Genomic DNA, 20,436 nt, shown 5'->3' with positions numbered 1-20,436 from the left:
TTGTCGATGCAGGCCGATTGCCAGTATCGGAGATTGAAGCTGTTCAGCCAACACCTCTGAGCGCGTGCAATACCACCCCATTTAGCGTAGTAGTTACAGCTGCACCCTGATTATGAGTGAGTAGACGTCCGCTCCGGCCGGGTCGGGAACTAACCTCCTCGAAACGCGGCGGCTATGAGCCGTTCTTAGCCGGTCGCGACCGGCACAAACTGACCCACGGCGGCCGGTGGGAACCGGCAGAATCTGGCCAAAAGCGGTCATTTCGAGTGCCTTCGAAAGTAGGCTGATTCACTCCTGAGGTGGTGACTTTTCCGAGTCTTGCGTGAGATTTATCGGTTAAAATTGCGGACAAGCTTGCTGACGAGAACTCTGGTTCCAGAGGACATGAGAAGCGGGTCAATAGCCATTTCAAGTACTGCTAATGAGCGTTATGGATTCCCGATACGATAGATTGAGCCCGCGAATAGGACTGCTCCATCAGCATGCATCCGACCCAACAACGGCAGAACGGGGACTGTGAGGGACTATGGCACGCAAGTGGCTGAAGCAGGAACGGCGGACAAAGGATGAGCTTTTCGATGCCTTGGTGCGAAACGCTTTAGGTTTCGTCAATACCTCCATCGACCACCTACAGCAAAAACCCAAGAATGCCATTGTCGATCTGTACACGGCGATCGAGCTGCTCCTGAAAGCCCGACTGATGAAAGAGCATTGGACACTCATGCTCGCGAAGCCCGAAACCGGTGACCTACAAAATCTTGCCGTGGGAGATTTTCTGTCGGTCTACCTGGATGACGCGCTGAAGCGAATCCAATCGATTCTTGGCGAGAAAATCGACCAGGATGCTTCCGACAACTTCAAGGCCCTTGGCGAGCACCGCAATCAGATCGTCCATTTTGCCCACTCAGGCATGGATAATCCGAGTAAGACACAAGCCGGCGTGATTGTGGAAACGTGGGCATCCTGGCACTACCTCCATGCACTATTGACCGGCCCTTGGGAGGTGGTATTCCAGCCCTACTCAGTGGAACTCCAGGTGCTCAACCAACGCATGATGCGTCAGGGCGACTTCATCAAAGCCCGATTCGAGATCCTCAAACCTCAGATCGAAATCCAGGAAAAGAAAGGCAACAAGATCGTTCCCTGCGGTCATTGCCACATGTCTGCCGCAATTGTCGGCGAAACCCATTCATGGGGTACCGACTACACCTGCATGGTTTGCGGGGTTGATGACACTGCAGTGGAAGAGTGCAACGCAGAATTACCCTGCCCCGGCTGCAATGCTCCGTTTAAATTCTTTCAAAAGGGTCTGCATGCCTGTCCTGCCTGCGGCCATCAAATCACCACCGACATCCTGATAGACCTCTGCACCAAACAATTTCCCGAGGGCGACGACTGGTGCGAGGAAGGCCACGTCCACATCGCATCCTGCCACAAGTGTCAGCACCCTCAACCCTCGGTATTTTTCATCGAGGGCATGTGGAGTTGCGTATCGTGCTTCGACCGTGGCTGGGGAGCAGTCGCGTGTGAGAGATGCGATGAATTCGTCACAGGTGACATGGAAAGAATCAAATACTTTGCCTGCCACAAATGTGAGCCCGACGTGAGAAAGCGTCTCTTGGGTTTGGCCGAGCCCGCCGAGAGCCCCACTGCTGAAGGCAGCTAAGGAATCACCGGTCGTGCACAATCGAAGGAGAGCCTCGATTGAGGTGTCCAGCGCTTGTGCACCCGATGCGAGCGCATCCAGCTCACCTGACCAGCATTGTATTGCCTGCCAAGCGCAGCAGCCATTGCAGAATGGGGCTGGCAATCCACCCAGAACAGTCGTCCATTCCATGGTGGTACAATGCCACTCCCAGCGGCCTCAGCTCTCGTATCGGCACCACTATCGATTCGGTCAATAGGGAAGTGTCTAGCATTGAGACAGTTAGAGATTGAGAATGAACTAAGGGATGTCGTCAGCAGAATCATTAACCAGGTTGACCTATCAACTAAACAAGGCAGACTTGACATCAACCTGTCGCTGGAAGACGCGCTGATTCCGATCCTGAAAGCAGCCTACAACCTACCCAACCTGATTAACCTCAATAGGCGTCAGAAAAACTTCCCCGGCATCGATCTGGGTGATGACCATGACCGTGTCGCCTTCCAGGTTACCGCCACCACTTCTCTGGAAAAGGTCAAAAAGACCTTGACCCACTTCGTCGACAAGCAGTTCTACAACACGTTTGATGAACTGTACGTTTTGATGCTGACCAACAAGCAGGCTTCCTACAGCCAGTCCGCGATTGACGCCATCACAAATGGCGCATTCGATTTTTCAACTAAGAATCACATCATTGATCTTGGCGACATCCTAGCCAAGGTGTCCGGGCTTCGAATCCCCGCTCAGGAGCGGGTGTTGAATGACTTCAAGATCATCTTGGGGGACATCAAGGCATATCTGGACTTCAATGCTGAGGGAAACCTTCAATCTCACACACTGACTTCCAACCTCATTACGGTAACACCGCCTGAAACAGTATACGTCGCCGAACTGCTGCTGAATGAGGCCTCAATCCTTGAGCAAGCCCGCGAACACCTGAACTTTCGAAAAAATAGCTGCTCCAGGCAAAGCCTTGTGAAGATGGCCCTACTGCTTAATGGATCTGGCACGGATGACTGGGTGGTTTTCGAAAATCGAATCTTCACCTTCGAGGACATCAACAACTCCAGTATTCGACATATTGTTGATGTAGGCACCATTGAAGTACTTGAGTCCCGCGACCTCTCCGAATCTGAGATCGACGACAACATCAATATTTTCAAGCTACTTTTGAATAACCATGTGCGTGAGACCGTCAAGCCTCACAAAATTGTGTATGACCGCCGAGAGAAGTTCTTTTTCTTCAAACCTCACAACCCAGACGACGAAGGCCGCAAAGAAGACTGGGTAGGGAAAAAGAAATCAACCCGTCGAGTGTACGAAAAGGTGATGTCCAAGCGAGAACCCACGCGTCTCGCCCACCATGTTCATTTATCATTCGAACTGAGCTTTACCAGCATTGCGCAGCAGTGGTACGCACTCGTTGTGCCTAGTTGGCTTTATACTTATGATGGAAATCGCAAGTCTCGCTTCCATGAGGATTTGCTATCAAAGCAAAAAAGACTTGAGTTCAACCAAAGCGTACGAAACATAGTTCGATTCCTAGCCTACTACTTACGTTCAATCAATAACCCGATTACTAAAGTTTCGCCTAATAACTCTGCCTCGACTCCCGCCCTGGACAGCCCAGCGAATGAAGTAGAATTCTTCGGTGAGTTATTAGAGATCACTTGCGAAGAAAAACTAGTAGAAGGCGAACAGGTTGGCGCTGAATTTGATGAGGAGTTAGCCCTTGAAGATTAAAATCCTCAAAGAGCCAATGCTGGAGTTCGGAAACGGCGCGCACATATGCCCTAGGACTGGCATCGAAACCCTGGGAGTTTATGACAAGCGCGATGAGCTGAGGCGTAGTGAATTACGCATTGGCATCGTCGGGCGCGGTGAAGGTGTTGATCTCCTGGACGAATGGCTGGACAAATGCAAACGCGGAATCGTCGGAAAGGAAGAAACCAAGTTCCCCAATCTGTTCCGGGGGTTTGGTGGCGTGGATGAATACCATGGGTTCTACACCAAAATTCTGTCCTCTCCCCAGTACACACGAACCCTGCAGAAGTCAGAAATCAACAACATATCGAAAATCACGGCCCGTGAAGACCGGGTCGTGAAATGCGTTGAGCTCTACTATGAGCAGATTCGATTTCTGTCCGAGAACCGCTCCATCGACGTGATCGTCTGCGTCGTCCCAAATGACATCTTCGACTCTCTAACCAAGGCGACTGGGGACAAAGACACCGAGTCGCTGGAAGCCTACCTGGAACACAACTTCCGTCGGCTTCTCAAAGCGCGTTGCATGCACCTGGGCATTCCGCTGCAACTCGTTCGCGAGAAGACCATCCTGTCAGTCAAACCCTCGATCGATCAGCAAGATCTCGCTACCAAGGCTTGGAATTTCTGCACCGCCCTCTACTACAAGGGCAACCGCACTGTTCCGTGGCGGTTGGTCGAGGACAAGTTCAAGCCCAAGACCTGCTACATCGGGATAGGGTTCTACAAGAGCCGGGATGGCGAAACCGTCTCGACCAGCCTGGCTCAAGTGTTCGACGAGTTCGGACATGGGGTCATTCTGCGCGGTGCACCAGTGTCTCTGGACAAGCGGGACAAGCGCCCTTACATGGACGAATCTCAGGCGTATGAGCTGCTCGACAGCGCGTTGGCTGAGTATGAAAAAGCGTTGATGCAGAAGCCGGCTCGCGTCGTGATCCACAAGTCCAGCAGGTTCAGGCCTACCGAAGTATCAGGGTTTTCCAGGGTACTGGATGCCAAGGGGATCAGGACAAAAGACTTGGTGTCGATCACGTCCACCGATATCCGGCTGTTCAGCGACAAGAACTACCCGCCAACCCGGGGAACGCTGCTGAGCCTGTCGGAAACTCAAGGCGTGCTCTACACGAAGGGGATTGTCGACTTCTACAAGACCTACCCAGGCATGTACATCCCAAGCCCGTTGCGCGTGGAAGCGTTCGAAAGCGACTCATCCCTGGAAGACCTGTGCAAGGAGATCCTTGGGTTGACCAAGATGAACTGGAACAACACCCAGCTTGATGGACGCCTACCCATCACTTTGGAGTGCGCCAACAAGGTTGGGGACATCATGAAATACGTGGATACCTCGGAGAAGCCACAGGTCAGCTATAGCTTTTACATGTGAATCATTTAGGCCCATCAATTCTGGGACATCATGCACGCCCGACATGACGAGAATCAGCCCGCTTGAATGTCGGGCGACAGTACTCTCTACTGCAATCCTTGAATCAGCGAAGGTGGCTCATCGGCACTTGGAGCCTGGCAAGCGGAGCGCGCAGGCGTGAGGATCGAAGCCCGCTGGGCTAAGACAAACCCGCTCGGCCTTTGGAATTGAGTTGCGCTTAATGCACGCGGCATACTCCAGGTAACCATCGAATGAGCACGACCGTGAACCTGCAGGACGCCACCCTCGCCCTCTTCCTCGCTGCGCGCATCCACGGCAGCGACTCCGCGATCAAGGCCACGGCTAAACGCTGCGCCAAGTTGCTGCCACGCAGCAAACGCGACCTGATGTTCGCCATCGTCGACAGCGCCGAGCCGCTCCAACTGGTCAACTACCTGGCCGAGCACCTGGACTAGGTAGACCCGGAACCGCTTCGACATCCAGACTCGGCGAGAACGGCCGCAGTTGCCCAGGAAAGACGCCGGTGCTGTCCACGTAGCGCAGCGCCGACTTGGCGTCGCGCCAACCGACATAGCCCATTAGCGCCTTCTGGTCCCAGCCGCTGCGCGTGGCCCAGGTGGCGAAGCCGCGGCGCAGGGAATGGCTGCTGTACAGCTCGGCCGGCAGCCCAGCGCCTTGCAACACCGATCGCAGCAGCGGTATCACGCTGTGGGGGTGTAGTCCCTGCTCGCTGAGGTGCCCCCAGCGGTCGATGCCGCGGAACACCGGTCCACGTGCGATGCCGGCGACGCTGATCCAGTCGCTGTAGGCCTGCACCGGACAGAGCCGGGCCAACGCCGGCGCCTGATAGGTTTGGCCTTGGTTGTCGCGGTCGCCCTTGCTCCAGGGCAGGAACAGCTGCATGCCCTCCCCCGGCCGCAGCTGAATGTGTTCCACCTGCAGTCGGCACAGCTCGTCGCTGCGAAAGGCCCGCCAGAAGCCGATCAACAACAGGGCGCGGTCGCGCCAACAGCGCAATAGGCAAGTCAAGTCGCTCTCGGCCCGCGCTTGCTCCCCTACATGCTCCAGCCAGGCGACGCACTGCTCCAACTCGCGCAGCTGCAGCGGTTCGGCCTGCTTCTCCGGCTTCGGGTGCAGGGTGCGGATGCCCTTCAGCACCTGCCGTACCAGCGGCGTCTTGGTCGGGTCGGGAAAGCCCTGGCTGACATGCCACTGCGCCAGGGCGGCCAGGCGCAGCTTCAGCGTGCTGCTGGCCAGCGTGCCGGCGTGGTCGACCAGGTAGCGCACGATGGCGTCGCTGGTGGCCGGCAGAAAGCCGCCCCAACCTACCTCGAAGTGCTCGATCGCCTGCTGGTAGCTGCGTCGGGTGTTGACGCGGGTGCTCGCCTGCAGGTAGCGCTCGACCTTTTGATTCATCGCCCCCTCCCCGCCCTGGCGTACTGCATTTCGACCGCAACTCGATCGAAAAGCGGCTTCACCTTGGATAATTCGTGATTATCCAATCTTAATGCAGATGCCATCTGGCGAGGAAGCCATACAGAAAATAGAATGTAACTACATGGTATGTATAACAGTATGAAATCGTAGGAGATCGACATGGCGCGTGGTGGTATTAACAAGGCGGTGGTGCAAAAAGCGCGCACTGCCCTCCTTGCCCGTGGCGAACACCCGAGCATCGATGCGGTGCGGATTGAGCTGGGGAATACCGGTTCAAAGACCACCATTCACCGTTATCTGAAGGAACTGGAGGCTGCTGATCAGGGACGCAGCACCGCCCCCATACCGTTCAGTGGTCAGTTGGCCAATTTGGTGGCGCAGCTGGCGGAGCAGTTGCAGGAAGAAGCACAGGCGGCGGTAGCCGCAGAGCGCGAACAGCTGGCCAGCGAGCGTCGAGGCTACCAAGATCGCATCAGCCAAGCAGTGGAGCGTTGCCACCAGTCCGAAGCCCAATGCGCAGGTCTCACCGAGCAGTTGCAGGTTGCGCAGCAGGCACTTCAGCAGGACCGGCAGGTCCGCCAGCAGGCCGAGGTCGTGAACGCTCGCTTACTCCAGGCCAACCGCGATCTGGAAACACACCTGCAGGATCGTGGCGGGCAAATCCGGTCGCTTGAGGAGAAGCATCAACATGCGCGCGATGCTTTGGAGCACTACCGTCAAGCCGCCAAAGAGCAGCGTGAACAAGACCAGCGCCGTCACGAAACGCAGGTGCAGCAGCTGCAATTGGAACTGCGGCAGCTGCAACAAACGCTAATGATCAAGCAGGACGAACTAACCCAGCTGAACCGCGATAACGCACGCGTGCTGGCGGAGGCCCGTCAGCAACAGAAAGACCTGCACTCGCTGCAGCGGCAACTGGAGCAGCGCGAACAGACCCTGGCCAGCGAGATGCAGACCCGGACCCAGGTTGAGCAGGAGAACAGTGCATTGCGGGAGCGCTGCGATACGCTGCAAGGTGAAGTAGCTCGCCTGAGGGAAGCCAAGGACGCCCACGGTCAGCAGGTACAGAGCCTCCAAGAACGCCTGGTCGAAGCCCTCACGCAGCTGAAGATCCTAGGTCATTCTTCAGAGGATACCGCCCCCCAATGAGCTAACTCAGCTCTGTACAGAGGTGCTGATGACACGCCAACTCAACCTTCCCGCCCTACTCCGCCAGGCTATGAGTCAGGTACTTCTGGCGGGGCAACTGTTGGTCGAAGAATGGCTCCGTCCTGACGGTCCGCGCGGTCAGGGTGACGAGGCTGCTGTAGACGTGGAGATTGAGCAGCGCCTGCGCAAGGCACTGCTGGATTTGCTGGATTGCGACTACTGGGGCGAAGAAACCGGGCATACCCTCACTGGACACCGGTGGTGCTGGGTGGTCGACCCCAACGACGGGACCAGCGATTTCTTGAAAGGCCGGAAAGGCTCGGCAATCTCGGTTGGCCTACTGCGCGATGCACTCCCAGTGCTCGGTATCGTATATGCGCCAGTCACCGAGGACCGTGGCGGCGATTGCATCGCATGGACTGAAGGGATGGCGCACATCTTGCGGAACGGCGATCCCGTCTCGATCGATTTGAGTCAGCAACGCCTGGACACGCAGACGGCCGTCATGGTCAGTGCGGCCGCGGCGACCAAGCCGCAGTTGAATGCCGAACTCTGCGCACCTGCTCGATTTCACTGCATGCCAAGCATCGCATATCGTCTGGCACGGGTCGCTGCCGGCGATGCGGTATGCGCGGTGTCGCTGTACCCAGTATCAGCCCATGACGTGGTGGCCGGCCACGCGCTGTTGCGGGCCAGTGGGGGTGTGCTGTTGGACGAGCATGGGCAACCAATCAGTTACCGAACCGAAGACGCTATGGCCATGGTGTCGAAGCGCTGCTTTGGCGGGGCGGAGCAGGCCTGCCGGGACCTTAGCGTCCGCAATTGGGAGCGTGTATTAGATGCACCCGTTGAACATCTGGAAGAAGGGAGCAATCTACGCCTCCTATAAACAACAAACCCCCTGGTGCGCAGTTCGGGATGAATCCCGTCCGAGGCGTGGGGGTTATGGTCTTGGACTTAGGGTATTGGACGGTAGCTGCACCGTCAATTCGCGCGCATGTCACATGCGCATACGTCGCGGGAAACGAGGGCGGGCATGCTAACGGCAATGTGCTCATCCTCCTGTGTTGGAAATTATGGATTTTTGCATAATTACGCATAATTCATGCAAGTCGAAATAATCAGCCAATATCTTGTTGCTGCACGATATTTTATTTCGCGATCCTTGATTGTGGTGACATTAATTTCTGCGAAGGGAGCAGCACCAAGAAGGGGGTAGACACCACTCAGGCGAGGCGTGGGACCAGCATGGGCCCGTTTTTGCCTTCGCGTGGCGCGACGCAGGGTCTAAGCACGTGCCCGCTCTGCCCCTCCGCCAACCGATGTTTATTCGAACCTCAACCCTATGCGCTTAAACTCCAGGTCGCTCATGAAAAGCCGTCGTCACCCCCGAGACTTTTTGGCCAGCTCTATTGGTGCTCAATCACCTGCTGTTGCTCGGGTGGCTCCGGCCTCTGGGGTCTGATTCCACCTCCCCCTCCACCGCCGCTGCTACTACTCGAATCATCTGTGCGGCCTGACGCAGTAAACCGCGGCATGCGAAAGGTAACGGAAATACCTAGTGATGGAACGTTGTACTGCCCGGACTGCAAAATCCTCTGGTGCAGGTGAGCCGGCGGAACCGGATACATCCCCATTCCTGTTATTTCGTCTATGCACCATGCCTCGAGGGCTGCTCGCGATGCCCTTCGAATGGCGGGAGGTACAGAAATGCACTCAGCGTGGGACTGGCCATTGATCAATCTGCAGATGGCCAACTGATCAAGGTCACAGGTGATACTGCCTGTGGAGGGTGGCGGACAGACAAGGGTGTGCTTGGACATCGCTATTCCCTCAGCGGATGGTCAGGACGATAGAGCCAGGCGTTGACGCATCGACTGAGTACAGACGAACACCGCCTCGGCATGCCTCGCCAATTCTTGCCAGCAATTTCGCTGCGTCCTCTCCTTTGTATTGACGCTGTGGCACTAAAAAATCGAGCTCGGCCTGGCTGAAGCCGAGGAACTGCACCACGTCCGCGCCAGCGACAATCTCGGCGACAGTCTGGAAACGCATGGGTTGCGCGACACTGATCGATACAGGCCCGTGCGCTAGGGGCGGCGGTTCTGGACGGGGTGACAACGCACGGAAAGTAATTGCTCCCGCGAACAGCACAATGAGAAGGACGATTGGACCGCCCCACTCAGGAGAAACTTTGATTGATCCTGGTTCTACCCATGGGGTTAGTGCGTAGTAGAAGAGGCCAACGGCGATTCCTGGAACACCGAGAGATGCGAGAGCACGCAGCGTAGGACTGTCAATCGTGAGCATATAGAGTCCTCCCGAGGTCACCTTCGCCGGCGTTCCGCTCCATCGTCCAGCGCCGTATTTACGATAGCTATGCAGGTATACCCCGCAAGCGCTAGACCGCTGAGGCGTAGTCTTCAGTCCTCGAACGGTAGACAAAATGGCGATCGGATCGCATTGACCTACCGCCCATGTCGAGGTCTTCCCCAGCGGCAGAAACCATCACTGGTGAAACTGGCAAGCGTGTGACCATCAAGGACCAGGACTCGATCAAAGGTCGTGTAGATGGCCATCGAGTGAAAAGTCCGATCGAGGGCTATATCAGCAAGGTCAGCTCTGCGTCCTGGTTCGTCCCAGTTGTCGTAAATCAGCAACCATTTCTGCTCGTGCCGACTAAACCCTCCTTGCTGAACTTGGAGACCTTGGCAGCAGCGAAGTACGCCATAGCCTGGGCCCAATCCTCGTCGCCATCGCCACACCATCCGTCGCCGGGAAGGTTGTCACGTATCTGTTGCCGAAGTTGCTCAGCGGGGACTTTGTCCTCTCCCGGGACAGCCTTGCGTGGGTAGTAGCAGGCCACCTCATCATCAGCCGAAACCCTCAACCATCCACAGCAGCTACCAGGAGCTGATAAGGCATCCCCAGGCCAGGACTGAAGAGTATCGGGTGCAGCATACAAAGGGCAGCGCTCTCATTCCGATCATGCTGCTTTGGGCCACCTTGGGTGGCGAAACCGAGGCTAGCGAACACTTCGCTCGATTCGTACGAAGCGAAATGAAACATTGCAATCACCAGCTCTGGATGCCCGGGCCTGACACTGAGGCTGTCCTGTATCGCGGTGATCCCTCGCACGGCTTAGCGCTGTGTGACATACCCATCACAGCTGACGGCGCTGCAGCCAGAAATATTCTGGTGAGGGAATGTTCTGAGGAGGGGCACTACACTGGCCTGTCTACTGTACGCCTAGGCCATTGGCCGGTATTTGTGATGGCCTGCCGTTATAGTCGGCTTCCACTGCCGCCGCAGCTTTGGTTCCCACTGATGATGAGGGAAGAGCCTGCACCAAGCCCTGTTGCAGATACCTGGCAACCTACCGTAGGCCCTCTCCAGGCTCACTGGGTGTACTGGTTTTCGCGCCGGGCCAGCGCAGATCTGAGGTCAGACGGGGGCAAAACGATTCACTTCGTTTCATTGCCAAAATGGGAAAGCGGTACCTCGGAGTAACATCACCCCTTCGTGATCCAGTCCGATGCGCCGATGCAGCCCACCAAAAACTTTGGCTGCATCAACACCATAACCATTGTTTGACCAGAAGCCCCTCACGGCAAATGCAGCAATCACTTCAGACCCGCCGGACTGACCAGGCGATGCGGAGCGCAGACCGATATCACGGTGCCATACCGAAACATCAGTTTAGGGCCGCGAATTTTCGTACCATTCGCCCGCCGCGCGTAAACGTCAACCATCAGTCATGTTCACCCATTAGGAAACACAGTGGCAGCTCGTAATCGATACGTACGATTTCTCGGAAAACAGCGCTCCAGCGCAAACGTGAGGCAGCCTGCGAAGCCCACTGGCAGTTCCTCACGACTTGAGAAGGCGATGTCGTATGCAGGGATTGTCGCAAACGTATCCCAGGTGTTCATGTTGGTAGTCGTGGTTTATGGCTACATCTATACCGTCCGCCCAGTCTTCCAGAAGGAGCTTGTCTCCGAGGATCTCGCCCGCCTGCAGATCGAGCAACGGAAACTTCAACAGCAGATGGATAAGCAGACCGAAACCTTGGCGGCGGGGGAAGCAAGAAACAAAGAGTTGGCCGATCAGAGATCTGCCATCGAAGGTCAAGTCGCGACGCTTAACCAGAAGGTGGTAGTTGCTGAGAGGTCAGCGCGTGATGCGACGCGTCGAGCCGGGAAGGCAGTTGCCGAGGCCAAAACGGCTGAGTCCGCCCTCTCCATCCTTCAAACTCAGCACTATGGACTGAAGCTACAGAGCCTACTGGGCGATCTGGCATTGCCCAGCAGCGTCGTTCAGATCCTGAATAGGTCGGGTAGCACCTACACCCTGAATGTCTTCGAAGAAGCTGAAGCAAACTCCATTGCACAAAAGCTGAAGTCCTTAGAGCTGCAACCGGTCGACCTGGCAAAGACCACGCTATCCCAATTGCAGGCTGAGGCCACCAAGCAAGCCCGGGCACCCAGCGCCGCCCTGGATGCGTTACTGGCGCGAAACTACAAAGAAGGGTTGGCCAAATATGCTGAAGACCTGAGATGCCCTACACCGGCATATGCCGACTGGCAGTCAGCATTTCAGTCGGCCATGCAGGCCAGCGAAAGCAACATCCAAAATTGCGTCAGCGAATACTGGGCTGATCGGACGACCCAGGAAGGTTGGACGCCATCGGACGTCCGCAGCCTTCAGAAATCCGACTTTTGGAAGGAGCAGGAGCGCACCTACCGAGCATCTTGCAAAGTGGGCTATAGCTATATCGTGCTTACCGCCTTCAACCACGCTTGGGAGAAAGCTGACGAGCCCTGCAATGAGCGTCGAATGTTCGTCAATCACATCGTCATGGGCGCCCCCATTACGTCCAAGTTGAAACCTATGACGGTGGCTGCCCCGCCAACCACGCAAGACATCACTCAGCTGTTCCAAAATAGACATAGCAAGCAGGCCGAGGCCGGCCTTTAAGTCCAGTGATCCATCCAGTTCGCAGCGGCGCGGTCCGAGGTCTTCAATCCTCTCGCTGCGAGGTGCACCAGGTGGTCAGCATGCGAGGCAATGCCCAAAGCAGAGAGGTTGGGCGAGAATGCGGACGCCCAGCCGATCGGCTCAATAAATGTCCTTATAATTCATTGTCTTCCAGAACGAATGTCCTAATTTCCCCCTTATCTCGGCTTGCCCACGTCTACAGGCAACCCCGGAAAACGTCGCCTGGGTAGTCCACGATTGGGCCGCGGGTAGCTTGAACTGTAAGTTTTCCAGCCTCAGTCCAGCCGGGGCGGAATCCCCTAATAAGAACCCATTTTGTATCGATAATCTTTTAGTCCGCGCATGAAACACGACAATCGCGATTTCATTACATCAGACAAGTTCTCAAAGAACTGCACGGCCTCCCGATGCTCTTTCATGGTCAGAAACGTAAAGCCATGACAGCCAATTTCATAGGCACCCCCTCGTTCCAAGTAGATGGTGAGTGCCAGCGATCGGGCTACCGACTGGAAGAGCGCCGCCGAAACTATCCCGAAGACACAACCCACCAGAATCAGCGCCGTCATCCGAGAGAAAACATCAGAGTCTGAGCAGCCAACAGCTTTCGCCTGCTCACGTGTCATCCGCTCACCTATCCGCCCCACACTGTGCTGCATGCCTCGGGCAACACCATCGCCTTTCGGTGGGCGAAGCCTGGGAAAGAGAAAATACTCCAACAGAAATCTACTGACCTTCAGAACCTCTGCGCTACTGAGCGTAACGCCGTCGATTAACCGGACCGTTGCGTACACATGCGCAGCATGCAAAAAACGCTGAGCTTTGGCTGCCAAATAAACAACCTCCTTCGAAACGGGAGGATGCCTCCACGGCAGCCGACACCGGGTATCCGGGTCATGGGGCGACACACAGTCCTCAGCAAAAGCAATCCAGGCCTTGTCGACAAAAGGATTGTAGTGCTCGGCAACGGCCAATAGTCTTCGGTGTTTTATGCATATCGGTGCATGGAGATAGCACCAGCCTTTTCGCCAATAAGGCAACCAACCAGCGGCAATATCTTCATGAAAGCAGGCCGGGCAATAGACTACGCGCTCAGCCCAGGGCAAGACCCATTCGGAGCGCGCTTGAAAACACCGTTGGAAGAGGGCCACATCCAAACCCAACGAAGCGATATCAGGCGTAAAGAATGGCGCAACCAGATCAAAGTCAGGATCCGAGTCGATATATGCATCGCTCAAAATCTTAAATTTTTGTCCCTTTTTAGACTGACTGCACCGGTACACCCACGACGATAGGCACTCGTCTTGTTGGACACGGAGGAAGTTCCTAAATTTCATCTCCCTCACTCCTGTCGCGCACAGTGGCGCTAGTAGCCCCAGGGGTCGGCGAATGCCTTGCTCAACAGCTTCTTGGTGATCTTCTCCTCACCACCCACAACGGCGTAACAAGCAGCAGCACGAAGAAGCTTCACCACTTCATCCATCCTTCCACCGGTCGTTTCCAAGAGGAAACCGACAGTCTCTTCATCATCTAGCTGGGAGGGGTGCTTCAACGGCAGCAACTCTTCAAAGCCGGCCAAAAAAGAACGGAAATCTTCCGTTTCTGCCCAGTCTTCCAACTCGACTTCCAAGAACCTGCGCTTGAATTGCGGATCTACGCCAATGGCATTGCTCACTGCGGAAGTCCCGAATCCAATTATCGACAAGCCAAGTGGATCATTGGTCAGCCCTTTCAAGAGCGACAAATGCCGCATCTGATCGACACGCCCCACCAACATCGCATCATGCAACTCGTCTATCACAAACCCTTTTATGCCTCTAATCTTAAGAACCTGCACTAATTCGACCGGCAGGTCAGAAGGCTTACGCCGCGAATTGCGGAAGACGTCCAGCGGGACGCCAAGTGCCTCGGCAATTAATTCCGTAAATTTCAAACCGAACGGATTTACATTAAGATCCAAAAAAACCAACTTGGCGCGCAGCGCATGATTCGACTTTATTTGTCGAATAATGCTCGACTTCCCGGTCCCTCCTTCACCCTTGACCAACAGGCAAGGAGCTTGTCTGCGGTCTGGCACCGCCAGCATATTCTCGACGATTCGGAGCACCTTTTGCGACTGCGGGTATTCGATCCATAAACTATCATCTTGGATAAAAGCGATTCGCCGGCTTGCCGTCAAATCAATCACTTTTCGAGCTTCGGGTAACAGATGACATCCATTAGCCATTTGCAGAACCTCGCCGGATGGGAACCGCCCTTCTTGAATAGTCTGGCCGCTGGGATTTATCTACCCCACGCCTGTCAAAGACTTCCTGCTCCTCACAGAGTTGCGAGTTTCGATATTCGGCCTGCGCCGCGAGCTTCTTACGCGCACGTTTCGTAAGCTTGATGCTATCGTTTACAAGCGCCACATTGTCCTCGTCCAGGGCGATTAGACTTTCATCCTCAAGCCCGCCAGGCTTTGTAATTTTTCGCCCCCGGCGCTGCAGTTTTCCAGCCCGGTATTCCTCATACGTAAAATCCGGCCTGGTGACATTGGAAAAGTGGACTGGAATATACTGGTCATCTACCCACGCCCAAATCTTCCCCATCGAAAAAGGGTCATATTTGATGGGAACATTCTTTCGACCTACGTAAGGAGCAATCGAACTATCCCAATAGACGCTGCCGTGCAATTTTATGCCTTGCGGCCCAATTACCCTGTTTTCCTCGGGCATAAAGTCCAGCTTAAATGCAAAGCTGTTCGAGACAATTGGCGGACACACAGGCCTCCCGCTGTCCTTGTCGAAATACGACTTCCACTGGCTAGCCGGTGAACACCCAAGAGCCGCATGATGTCGACCATGATAGATGCATACTTCTCGCGCAAACCATTTCGTAAATTCCTTAAATGTCAGGGCCGATTTTTTCTCACTATCATACCCTCGGCGCGCAAGCACATTGGAAAATGTCGCACCCGGCAAAAAATGCACCTTTGTCGTCATCAACGTGCCGATTAATCGTTCAACATGGCCACCATAGTGCTTTCTCCCATACGGCCGCCATTCAGGTTTTATCCGATTCTTTTTGCAGGCACGCTGAAATTTTGGAGTTTTGAATTCCTTCGCATTATCCATTTGGATGATTTCTGGCACGCCATAAAAAGGATACTTTGAGGAATCGATGCCTAGCGATTTGAGAAAGATATGCTTGGGCAACGCTGCATTGGCTACAGCGCAGGCGACCGATAGTGTTGACGGATGATGCAGACTTAAATAATAGCCAAGTATAACTCTCGTATACAGGTCGATGATCACCGTCAACCATGGCCTTCCTAGTGGCAGCCTTCGTTGGTCATCGACCAAAATAACATCCACCATGGTATGGTCCATTTGGACTTTTTCTAAAGGATAATTGACCACCTGGTGTCCCGGCTTGGCCCCATAAGTTTGTGACGCTGCCTCTGCACCATGTTTCTTTTGGAAAATCTCCTTCTCACTGCGCGACTTCACCCTCGACCGCACGACAGTGTACGAGGGGATTGGATAGCCACTTTTTATGCATTTTTTTTCGACATCGCGCCACACCTCTTTAATCGTGGCGGCCTTACCCGAATAAACCTTGTCTATACTGCTTTGTATGTACCCTTCAAGCGTTTCTGACAAGCGCCGTGACGACTTTTTAATCCCTCGCTTGAGTCTTATAAAAGCATAATATCCCGCTGTCTCATCGTATCGCCTGCGCAGCGCATGAAAATGGGATCGAGAGACTTGAAGCACCGCCATGGCCTCGCTCAACGTGCATTCTTTCGCTAGATAATCACGCAGAACTCTAAAGCGTTCCTGGGCCACCTCCAAATCTTCGATGGAGGCGTTATTGACAAACTCCTCAACGTCAAGCGGTATTGCGACATGTCCATCCTCATTTCTAGCCGGAATGAACTCCATCTCGTCCACTGACACTCTAATTCTTTCTTTGTTTTTTTCTGACACAACCAAACAGGTCATGTCTGCAAACACCTCCTCTATAATGCAAACTCCTCCACGCGCGACTACGACTAGACCTTTTTTACGTATACTGTGCGCATTGCGCCCTCCTTATTACGTCGCCTCCATTTTTGCACTCTAGTGCAGGTCGTGCTCAACGCTATTCATTTTTGCGATAATCTATTATTTTGTAATTACAAGGAGATATCTTCCTTGGCACTACTTACCTGCGAAACTGAAACTGAATGGAGACCCTCAGGCGCCCGTGCCCTGGATCACCTCTCGCAACGCGTCTAATGAAACTCGAAGGCGGCGCTGTGCTGGGTTCCGTGGCCAAACCTACCCTGAGCAGTCTATTTTCCACAGCTAATTAGGTTGGCTGTCAGCAGGCCCCTGATTGATTAAGTTCCAGTCGCCGCCGCTATCTTGTACATTATCCGTGGAACCAATAGTTCTCTCGAGCACCAACCAATAGGTCAATCCATGAGCAAGCTGGCAGAATTCAAACGTTTGGAAGCGCAACTCGCAGAACAACTTGCGGCCCTGAACAGCCTTAAAGACGATAAAGAACTGAAGAGAGAAATAGAGTTCGAGCAAAAACTCAACTCACTATTGGAAGAGTGTGGATTCAGCCTGAAGACGGTGATCAGCATCCTGGATCCTCAAACGCCACGAATGCTGACCCCACGTCAAGACAAGCGCCGTCAACGTGTGCTCAAACGCTATAGGAATCCGCACACGAACGAAGTCGTCGAAACCAAGGGCGGAAATCACAAAATTTTGAACGCTTGGAAGGCTGAGCACGGCGCCGAAACCGTAAACTCCTGGTTGCAATAAATTCGCGCCACTTGAGGTCGGCAGCCTCGACCTCGAGTCTTCCCTTGCGAACGCCGCCCAAGACTGACGACGCTTCCGGCCCCCTCAACCTCGGCCGTATGAACGGCCAGAAGCCCCCCTCCTCTGCTGGACAGTAACAGGAGGCTGCGGCAATTGCCGTAGCCGAGCCACCGGGCAGCGATGCGCATTCGCAGAACGGAATCCTTTCAAATCCATCGTCCGCGCACCGATTTCCATCTAAAGGCCGTACTTATACGGGACCGCCGAAGTGCCCCTGACTGGCCTTGCTGAGCGGCTGAAGGAAAGTGGAGGTACCAAGGCAGGGCTGCTGCGCCCTACCCAAATGCCTAGTCGCTCAACACCTTTTTCACTTTTAAAAATCGGACTCTGCTTCGTTTACTGTCAGGAAGGTCCGTTTTTTAAAGAATACTTCTTTATTTTACCGATAGTTAGCAAGGTCCATCTTTTTAAAATCCACGACACGAAACCAGCCAATCCTTCGATTTCACCCTTCATCCTGCAAATGCCTGACGAACGATGGCTTCTCGATTGCCTCCCCTTCAGGGGTTTGGCCCAGTTCCGCACTCTGTTGAACTTTGCACGGTTGATTTTGAAGACCTCCGAAGTTCTTCATGAGCCTCATCACAATCGGCGTGATGGATGTCGGAGCCATGGGCAGCGCCATCGCCAAGGTCTGCGCTACCTGTGGTCTGCAATGCTGCGCATCCTGCACCAGATCGGAGACGTGGTTTCGCCGGACGCGGTGATCGCCACCAACACTTCGTCCATTTTCATGACCCGATTGGCCGCCGTGCTGCGTCGACTTGAGCGCGTCCGGGGTACATTTCTTCAAGCCGGTGACGGCCACGCAACTGCTGGAACTGATTCGCGGCCTGCAGACCTCCAGCCAGACCCACGTCGCAGTGGGAGCCTTCGCCAAGACAGTCGGCGAGACACCCATCAACGTCGATAACGCCTCCGGATTCGTCGTCAACCGCATTCTGATTCCGATGATCAACGAGCCTGTGTTCGTGCTCCAGGAAGGCCTGGCAAGTGCCCGCGATTTCGATACCGGCAACTGGGGTGCAACCACCCCATAGGCCTCCTCGCCCTGCTCGGCCGCTCAAGGTGTTGCCGCCGCTCCGGGTGGCTACCTGGACTCGTTATGTGCTGACGAAGTCTGCTGCCGCGATTCAAGTAAGCAGTTGCGCTGTTCGACAAGGTCCCCTTCGGAGGGCCTTCTTGAGTTCGGAGTGCTTCCGACCCAATCCCATCACGCTCCTAACAAGCAGCTCGGCAACGCCAAATCAGGCACGCGTCCAGCCCCCGCATCCTGCTCCCACTCCTTAAGGGTAGGGGCAACTTCGCCGGCAATTCGTTCTACTGGCAAAGCCCACTACCTTGGCCGGCCCCCCCGGCCAACCAGTACAAGAGAACGAAATGACCGATTCGCTCCTGAACGAACGCGAACTGAGCTTCCAGCTCTATGAGCTGCTCGAAACCGAGGCCCTGCTGCAGCGTCCCCGCTATGCCGAGCACGATCGCGCCGTATTCGACGCCACGCTGGAGACCGCACGCGGCGTCGCCGCCGAATACTTCGCCCCGCACAACCAGAAGGGCGACGCCAATGAGCCGACCTTCGACGGCGAAAAGGTAACGCTTATTCCGGAGACCAAGGTCGCCTGGGACGCTTTCGCCAAGGCCGGCTTCCTCGCCGCCCACCACGATGCCGAAGACGGCGGCCTGCAGTTGCCCGAGGTCATCCTGCGGGCCAGCATGGCCTACTTCAACGCCGCCAACATTTCCACGGTGGCCTACTCCTTCCTGACCATCGGCGCCGCCAACCTGGTCAAGAGCTTTGCCGGCGATGCTCTGCGTGAACGCTTCCTGCCACCGATGCTGGATGGCCGCTACAGCGGCACCATGGCCCTGACCGAACCGGGCCAGGGTTCGGCCCTTGGCGACCTGCGGACCAGCGCCCGCCCTGCCACGGACGGCAGCTACCGCATCCACGGCCAGAAGATGTTCATCTCCGGCGGCGACCACTCGCTCACGGACAACATCGTGCACATGGTGCTGGCCCGGATCGAAGGCGCGCCAGCGGGCACCCGTGGCATTTCGCTGTTCCTCGTGCCGAAAATCCTGGTCAACGAGGACGCCAGCCTGGGCGCGCGCAACGACGTGGCCCTGGCTGGTCTGCTGCACAAGCACGGCTACCGCAACACCACCTCCACCGTGCTCAGCTTCGGTGAGAAGGACGGCGCCGTCGGCTACCTGGTGGGCGAGCCCCACAAGGGCCTGTCCTACATGTTTCAGATGATGAACGAGGCGCGCATCGGCGTGGCCCTGGGCGCCTCGGCGCTGGCCTACCAGAGCTTCATTCGCGCGCTGGACTATGCCCGCGAACGGCCCCAGGGACGCCTGCCGGGCGCCAAGGATCCGCTGGCGCCGCAGGTACGTATCGTCGAACACGCCGATGTGCGCCGCATGCTCCTGCAGCAGAAGGTCTACGCCGAAGGCAGCCTCGCCTTGTGCCTGTATGCCAGCAGCCTGTTCGAGGATGCCCACACCGCGCCCGACGACACCCAGCGGCGCGAAGCCGGGGAATTGCTGGACCTGCTGATTCCCATGGTCAAGTCCTACCCGTCCAGGTACTGCGTGATGGCCTCGGATATCGGCATCCAGGTGCTCGGCGGCTCGGGCTACATCCGTGAATACCCGCTCGAGCAGTACTACCGCGACAACCGCCTGAACCCCATCCATGAAGGCACCGAGGGCATCCACGGCCTCGACCTGTTGGGCCGCAAGTTGCAGCAGAACGGCGGCGCCGGCTATCGCCTGTTCCTGGAGCGCATGCGCGACACCCTGAAGGAAGCCGGCCACGACGACCGCTGCGCCCCGCTCGCCTACCTCCTGGCCGGCTCGCTGGACCGCCTCCAGGAAGTCACCGAAAGCCTGCTGGCCCAGGTCGCCGCCAATGCCAACCTGGGCCTGGCCAACGCCACCGTCTACCTCGATGTGTTCGGCCGCGTACTGGTGGGTTGGCTGTGGCTGCGCATGGCGCTGATCGCCAGCCGCGCCCTGGCGGCCGGCCCGGCTGGCAGCGAGGCGGATTTTTACCAAGGCAAGCTGCAGGCGGCCCGTTACTTCATGGACTGGGAGCTCGCATCCATTGATGCCCAGACACACCTGCTGGCCGCCGGCAACCGCAGCAGTTTCGACATGCAGGACCACTGGTTCTGATTCGTCCTCCGACCTCC

The 20,436-nt window shown here is 55.9% G+C and carries 15 protein-coding genes and 1 pseudogene; 11 read left to right on the top strand and 5 right to left on the bottom strand.

Annotated features, from left to right (window positions below):
* The first annotated feature begins 526 nt into the window (after positions 1-526).
* The 4 genes from FXN65_RS13250 (at position 527) to FXN65_RS13235 (ending at position 5,248) form a co-directional block, all read left to right on the top strand.
* A complete protein-coding gene (locus tag FXN65_RS13250) occupies positions 527-1,666 on the top strand; it encodes a hypothetical protein (protein ID WP_151133648.1) in 1,140 nt (379 codons plus the stop codon).
* Between the two features lie 252 nt (positions 1,667-1,918).
* Positions 1,919-3,388 carry an SMEK domain-containing protein gene (locus FXN65_RS13245; RefSeq protein ID WP_151133647.1) on the top strand — a complete coding sequence of 490 codons (1,470 nt, stop codon included), beginning with the start codon at positions 1,919-1,921 and terminating at the stop codon, positions 3,386-3,388.
* The gene (locus tag FXN65_RS13240; RefSeq protein ID WP_151133646.1) at positions 3,378-4,793 is read left to right on the top strand and encodes an argonaute/piwi family protein; all 1,416 of its coding nucleotides are present in this window, start codon (positions 3,378-3,380) and stop codon (positions 4,791-4,793) included. Before FXN65_RS13245 ends, FXN65_RS13240 begins: the two co-directional genes overlap by 11 nt.
* A 251-nt stretch (positions 4,794-5,044) precedes the next feature.
* Positions 5,045-5,248 (top strand): DUF7740 domain-containing protein, encoded by a 204-nt coding sequence (locus tag FXN65_RS13235; protein ID WP_151133645.1) that lies wholly within the window; start codon positions 5,045-5,047, stop codon positions 5,246-5,248.
* Here FXN65_RS13235 and FXN65_RS13230 read toward each other — a convergent pair.
* Positions 5,220-6,209 (bottom strand): site-specific integrase, encoded by a 990-nt coding sequence (locus tag FXN65_RS13230; protein WP_151133644.1) that lies wholly within the window; start codon positions 6,207-6,209, stop codon positions 5,220-5,222. The genes FXN65_RS13235 and FXN65_RS13230 overlap by 29 nt on opposite strands.
* Positions 6,210-6,389: 180 nt before the next feature.
* Between FXN65_RS13230 and FXN65_RS13225 the strand changes: the two genes are divergently transcribed.
* Entirely contained in the window at positions 6,390-7,379 is a 990-nt protein-coding gene (locus FXN65_RS13225) for a DNA-binding protein (RefSeq protein WP_151133643.1), read from the top strand.
* 28 nt (positions 7,380-7,407) lie between these two features.
* On the top strand, positions 7,408-8,268 hold the full coding sequence (locus tag FXN65_RS13220) for an inositol monophosphatase family protein (protein ID WP_151133642.1): 861 nt from the start codon (positions 7,408-7,410) through the stop codon (positions 8,266-8,268).
* Between the two features lie 944 nt (positions 8,269-9,212).
* Here the strand turns inward: FXN65_RS13220 and FXN65_RS13215 are convergent.
* Positions 9,213-9,689 carry a hypothetical protein gene (locus tag FXN65_RS13215; protein WP_151133641.1) on the bottom strand — a complete coding sequence of 159 codons (477 nt, stop codon included), beginning with the start codon at positions 9,687-9,689 and terminating at the stop codon, positions 9,213-9,215.
* A 1,578-nt stretch (positions 9,690-11,267) separates the two neighbouring features.
* Here FXN65_RS13215 and FXN65_RS13205 point away from each other — a divergent pair.
* Positions 11,268-12,356, top strand: a complete 1,089-nt coding sequence (locus tag FXN65_RS13205) for a hypothetical protein (protein WP_244620733.1) — start codon at positions 11,268-11,270, stop codon at positions 12,354-12,356.
* A gap of 320 nt (positions 12,357-12,676) precedes the next feature.
* Here the strand turns inward: FXN65_RS13205 and FXN65_RS13200 are convergent, their stop codons facing one another.
* Genes FXN65_RS13200 through FXN65_RS13190 form a run of 3 tightly spaced genes read right to left on the bottom strand, consistent with a single transcriptional unit; the run spans position 12,677 to position 16,360 of the window.
* A complete protein-coding gene (locus FXN65_RS13200) occupies positions 12,677-13,711 on the bottom strand; it encodes a TniQ family protein (protein ID WP_151133639.1) in 1,035 nt (344 codons plus the stop codon).
* Positions 13,712-13,740: 29 nt separating this feature from the next.
* Complete coding sequence (locus FXN65_RS13195; protein ID WP_151133638.1) at positions 13,741-14,601, bottom strand: TniB family NTP-binding protein; 861 nt, start codon at positions 14,599-14,601, stop codon at positions 13,741-13,743.
* On the bottom strand, positions 14,594-16,360 hold the full coding sequence (locus FXN65_RS13190) for a Mu transposase C-terminal domain-containing protein (protein ID WP_151133637.1): 1,767 nt from the start codon (positions 16,358-16,360) through the stop codon (positions 14,594-14,596). Before FXN65_RS13190 ends, FXN65_RS13195 begins: the two co-directional genes overlap by 8 nt.
* A gap of 462 nt (positions 16,361-16,822) precedes the next feature.
* On the opposite strand from FXN65_RS13190, the gene FXN65_RS13185 reads away from it, so the two are divergent.
* The 4 genes and pseudogenes from FXN65_RS13185 to FXN65_RS13175 all read left to right on the top strand — a co-directional run bounded on the left by FXN65_RS13185 (position 16,823) and on the right by FXN65_RS13175 (position 20,419).
* A complete protein-coding gene (locus FXN65_RS13185; RefSeq protein WP_151133636.1) occupies positions 16,823-17,176 on the top strand; it encodes a histone-like nucleoid-structuring protein, MvaT/MvaU family in 354 nt (117 codons plus the stop codon).
* A gap of 343 nt (positions 17,177-17,519) precedes the next feature.
* A pseudogene (locus tag FXN65_RS28535) lies at positions 17,520-18,087 on the top strand (3-hydroxyacyl-CoA dehydrogenase NAD-binding domain-containing protein); the annotation flags it as partial.
* 99 nt (positions 18,088-18,186) lie between these two features.
* Entirely contained in the window at positions 18,187-18,276 is a 90-nt protein-coding gene (locus tag FXN65_RS28530; RefSeq protein ID WP_394351301.1) for a hypothetical protein, read from the top strand.
* 340 nt (positions 18,277-18,616) lie between these two features.
* Complete coding sequence (locus FXN65_RS13175; RefSeq protein ID WP_151133635.1) at positions 18,617-20,419, top strand: acyl-CoA dehydrogenase; 1,803 nt, start codon at positions 18,617-18,619, stop codon at positions 20,417-20,419.
* The last annotated feature ends 17 nt before the right edge of the window (positions 20,420-20,436 follow it).

The sequence above is a fragment of the Pseudomonas lalkuanensis genome, assembly GCF_008807375.1.
In the GTDB taxonomy this organism is placed as follows: domain Bacteria; phylum Pseudomonadota; class Gammaproteobacteria; order Pseudomonadales; family Pseudomonadaceae; genus Metapseudomonas; species Metapseudomonas lalkuanensis.
This window is presented reverse-complemented; position numbering and strand designations above follow the sequence as displayed.

Excerpts from the sequence above, each read along its gene's own strand:
- FXN65_RS13250 (WP_151133648.1), top strand. The coding sequence starts at position 527 with ATGGCACGCAAGTGGCTGAAGCAGGAACGGCGGACAAAGGATGAGCTT.
- FXN65_RS13235 (WP_151133645.1), top strand. The coding sequence starts at position 5,045 with ATGAGCACGACCGTGAACCTGCAGGACGCCACCCTCGCCCTCTTCCTC.
- FXN65_RS13230 (WP_151133644.1), bottom strand. The coding sequence starts at position 6,209 with ATGAATCAAAAGGTCGAGCGCTACCTGCAGGCGAGCACCCGCGTCAAC.
- FXN65_RS13225 (WP_151133643.1), top strand. The coding sequence starts at position 6,390 with ATGGCGCGTGGTGGTATTAACAAGGCGGTGGTGCAAAAAGCGCGCACT.
- FXN65_RS13220 (WP_151133642.1), top strand. The coding sequence starts at position 7,408 with ATGACACGCCAACTCAACCTTCCCGCCCTACTCCGCCAGGCTATGAGT.
- FXN65_RS13215 (WP_151133641.1), bottom strand. The coding sequence starts at position 9,689 with ATGCTCACGATTGACAGTCCTACGCTGCGTGCTCTCGCATCTCTCGGT.
- FXN65_RS13205 (WP_244620733.1), top strand. The coding sequence starts at position 11,268 with ATGTCGTATGCAGGGATTGTCGCAAACGTATCCCAGGTGTTCATGTTG.
- FXN65_RS13200 (WP_151133639.1), bottom strand. The coding sequence starts at position 13,711 with ATGAAATTTAGGAACTTCCTCCGTGTCCAACAAGACGAGTGCCTATCG.
- FXN65_RS13195 (WP_151133638.1), bottom strand. The coding sequence starts at position 14,601 with ATGGCTAATGGATGTCATCTGTTACCCGAAGCTCGAAAAGTGATTGAT.
- FXN65_RS13190 (WP_151133637.1), bottom strand. The coding sequence starts at position 16,360 with ATGACCTGTTTGGTTGTGTCAGAAAAAAACAAAGAAAGAATTAGAGTG.
- FXN65_RS13185 (WP_151133636.1), top strand. The coding sequence starts at position 16,823 with ATGAGCAAGCTGGCAGAATTCAAACGTTTGGAAGCGCAACTCGCAGAA.
- FXN65_RS28530 (WP_394351301.1), top strand. The coding sequence starts at position 18,187 with ATGATCAACGAGCCTGTGTTCGTGCTCCAGGAAGGCCTGGCAAGTGCC.
- FXN65_RS13175 (WP_151133635.1), top strand. The coding sequence starts at position 18,617 with ATGACCGATTCGCTCCTGAACGAACGCGAACTGAGCTTCCAGCTCTAT.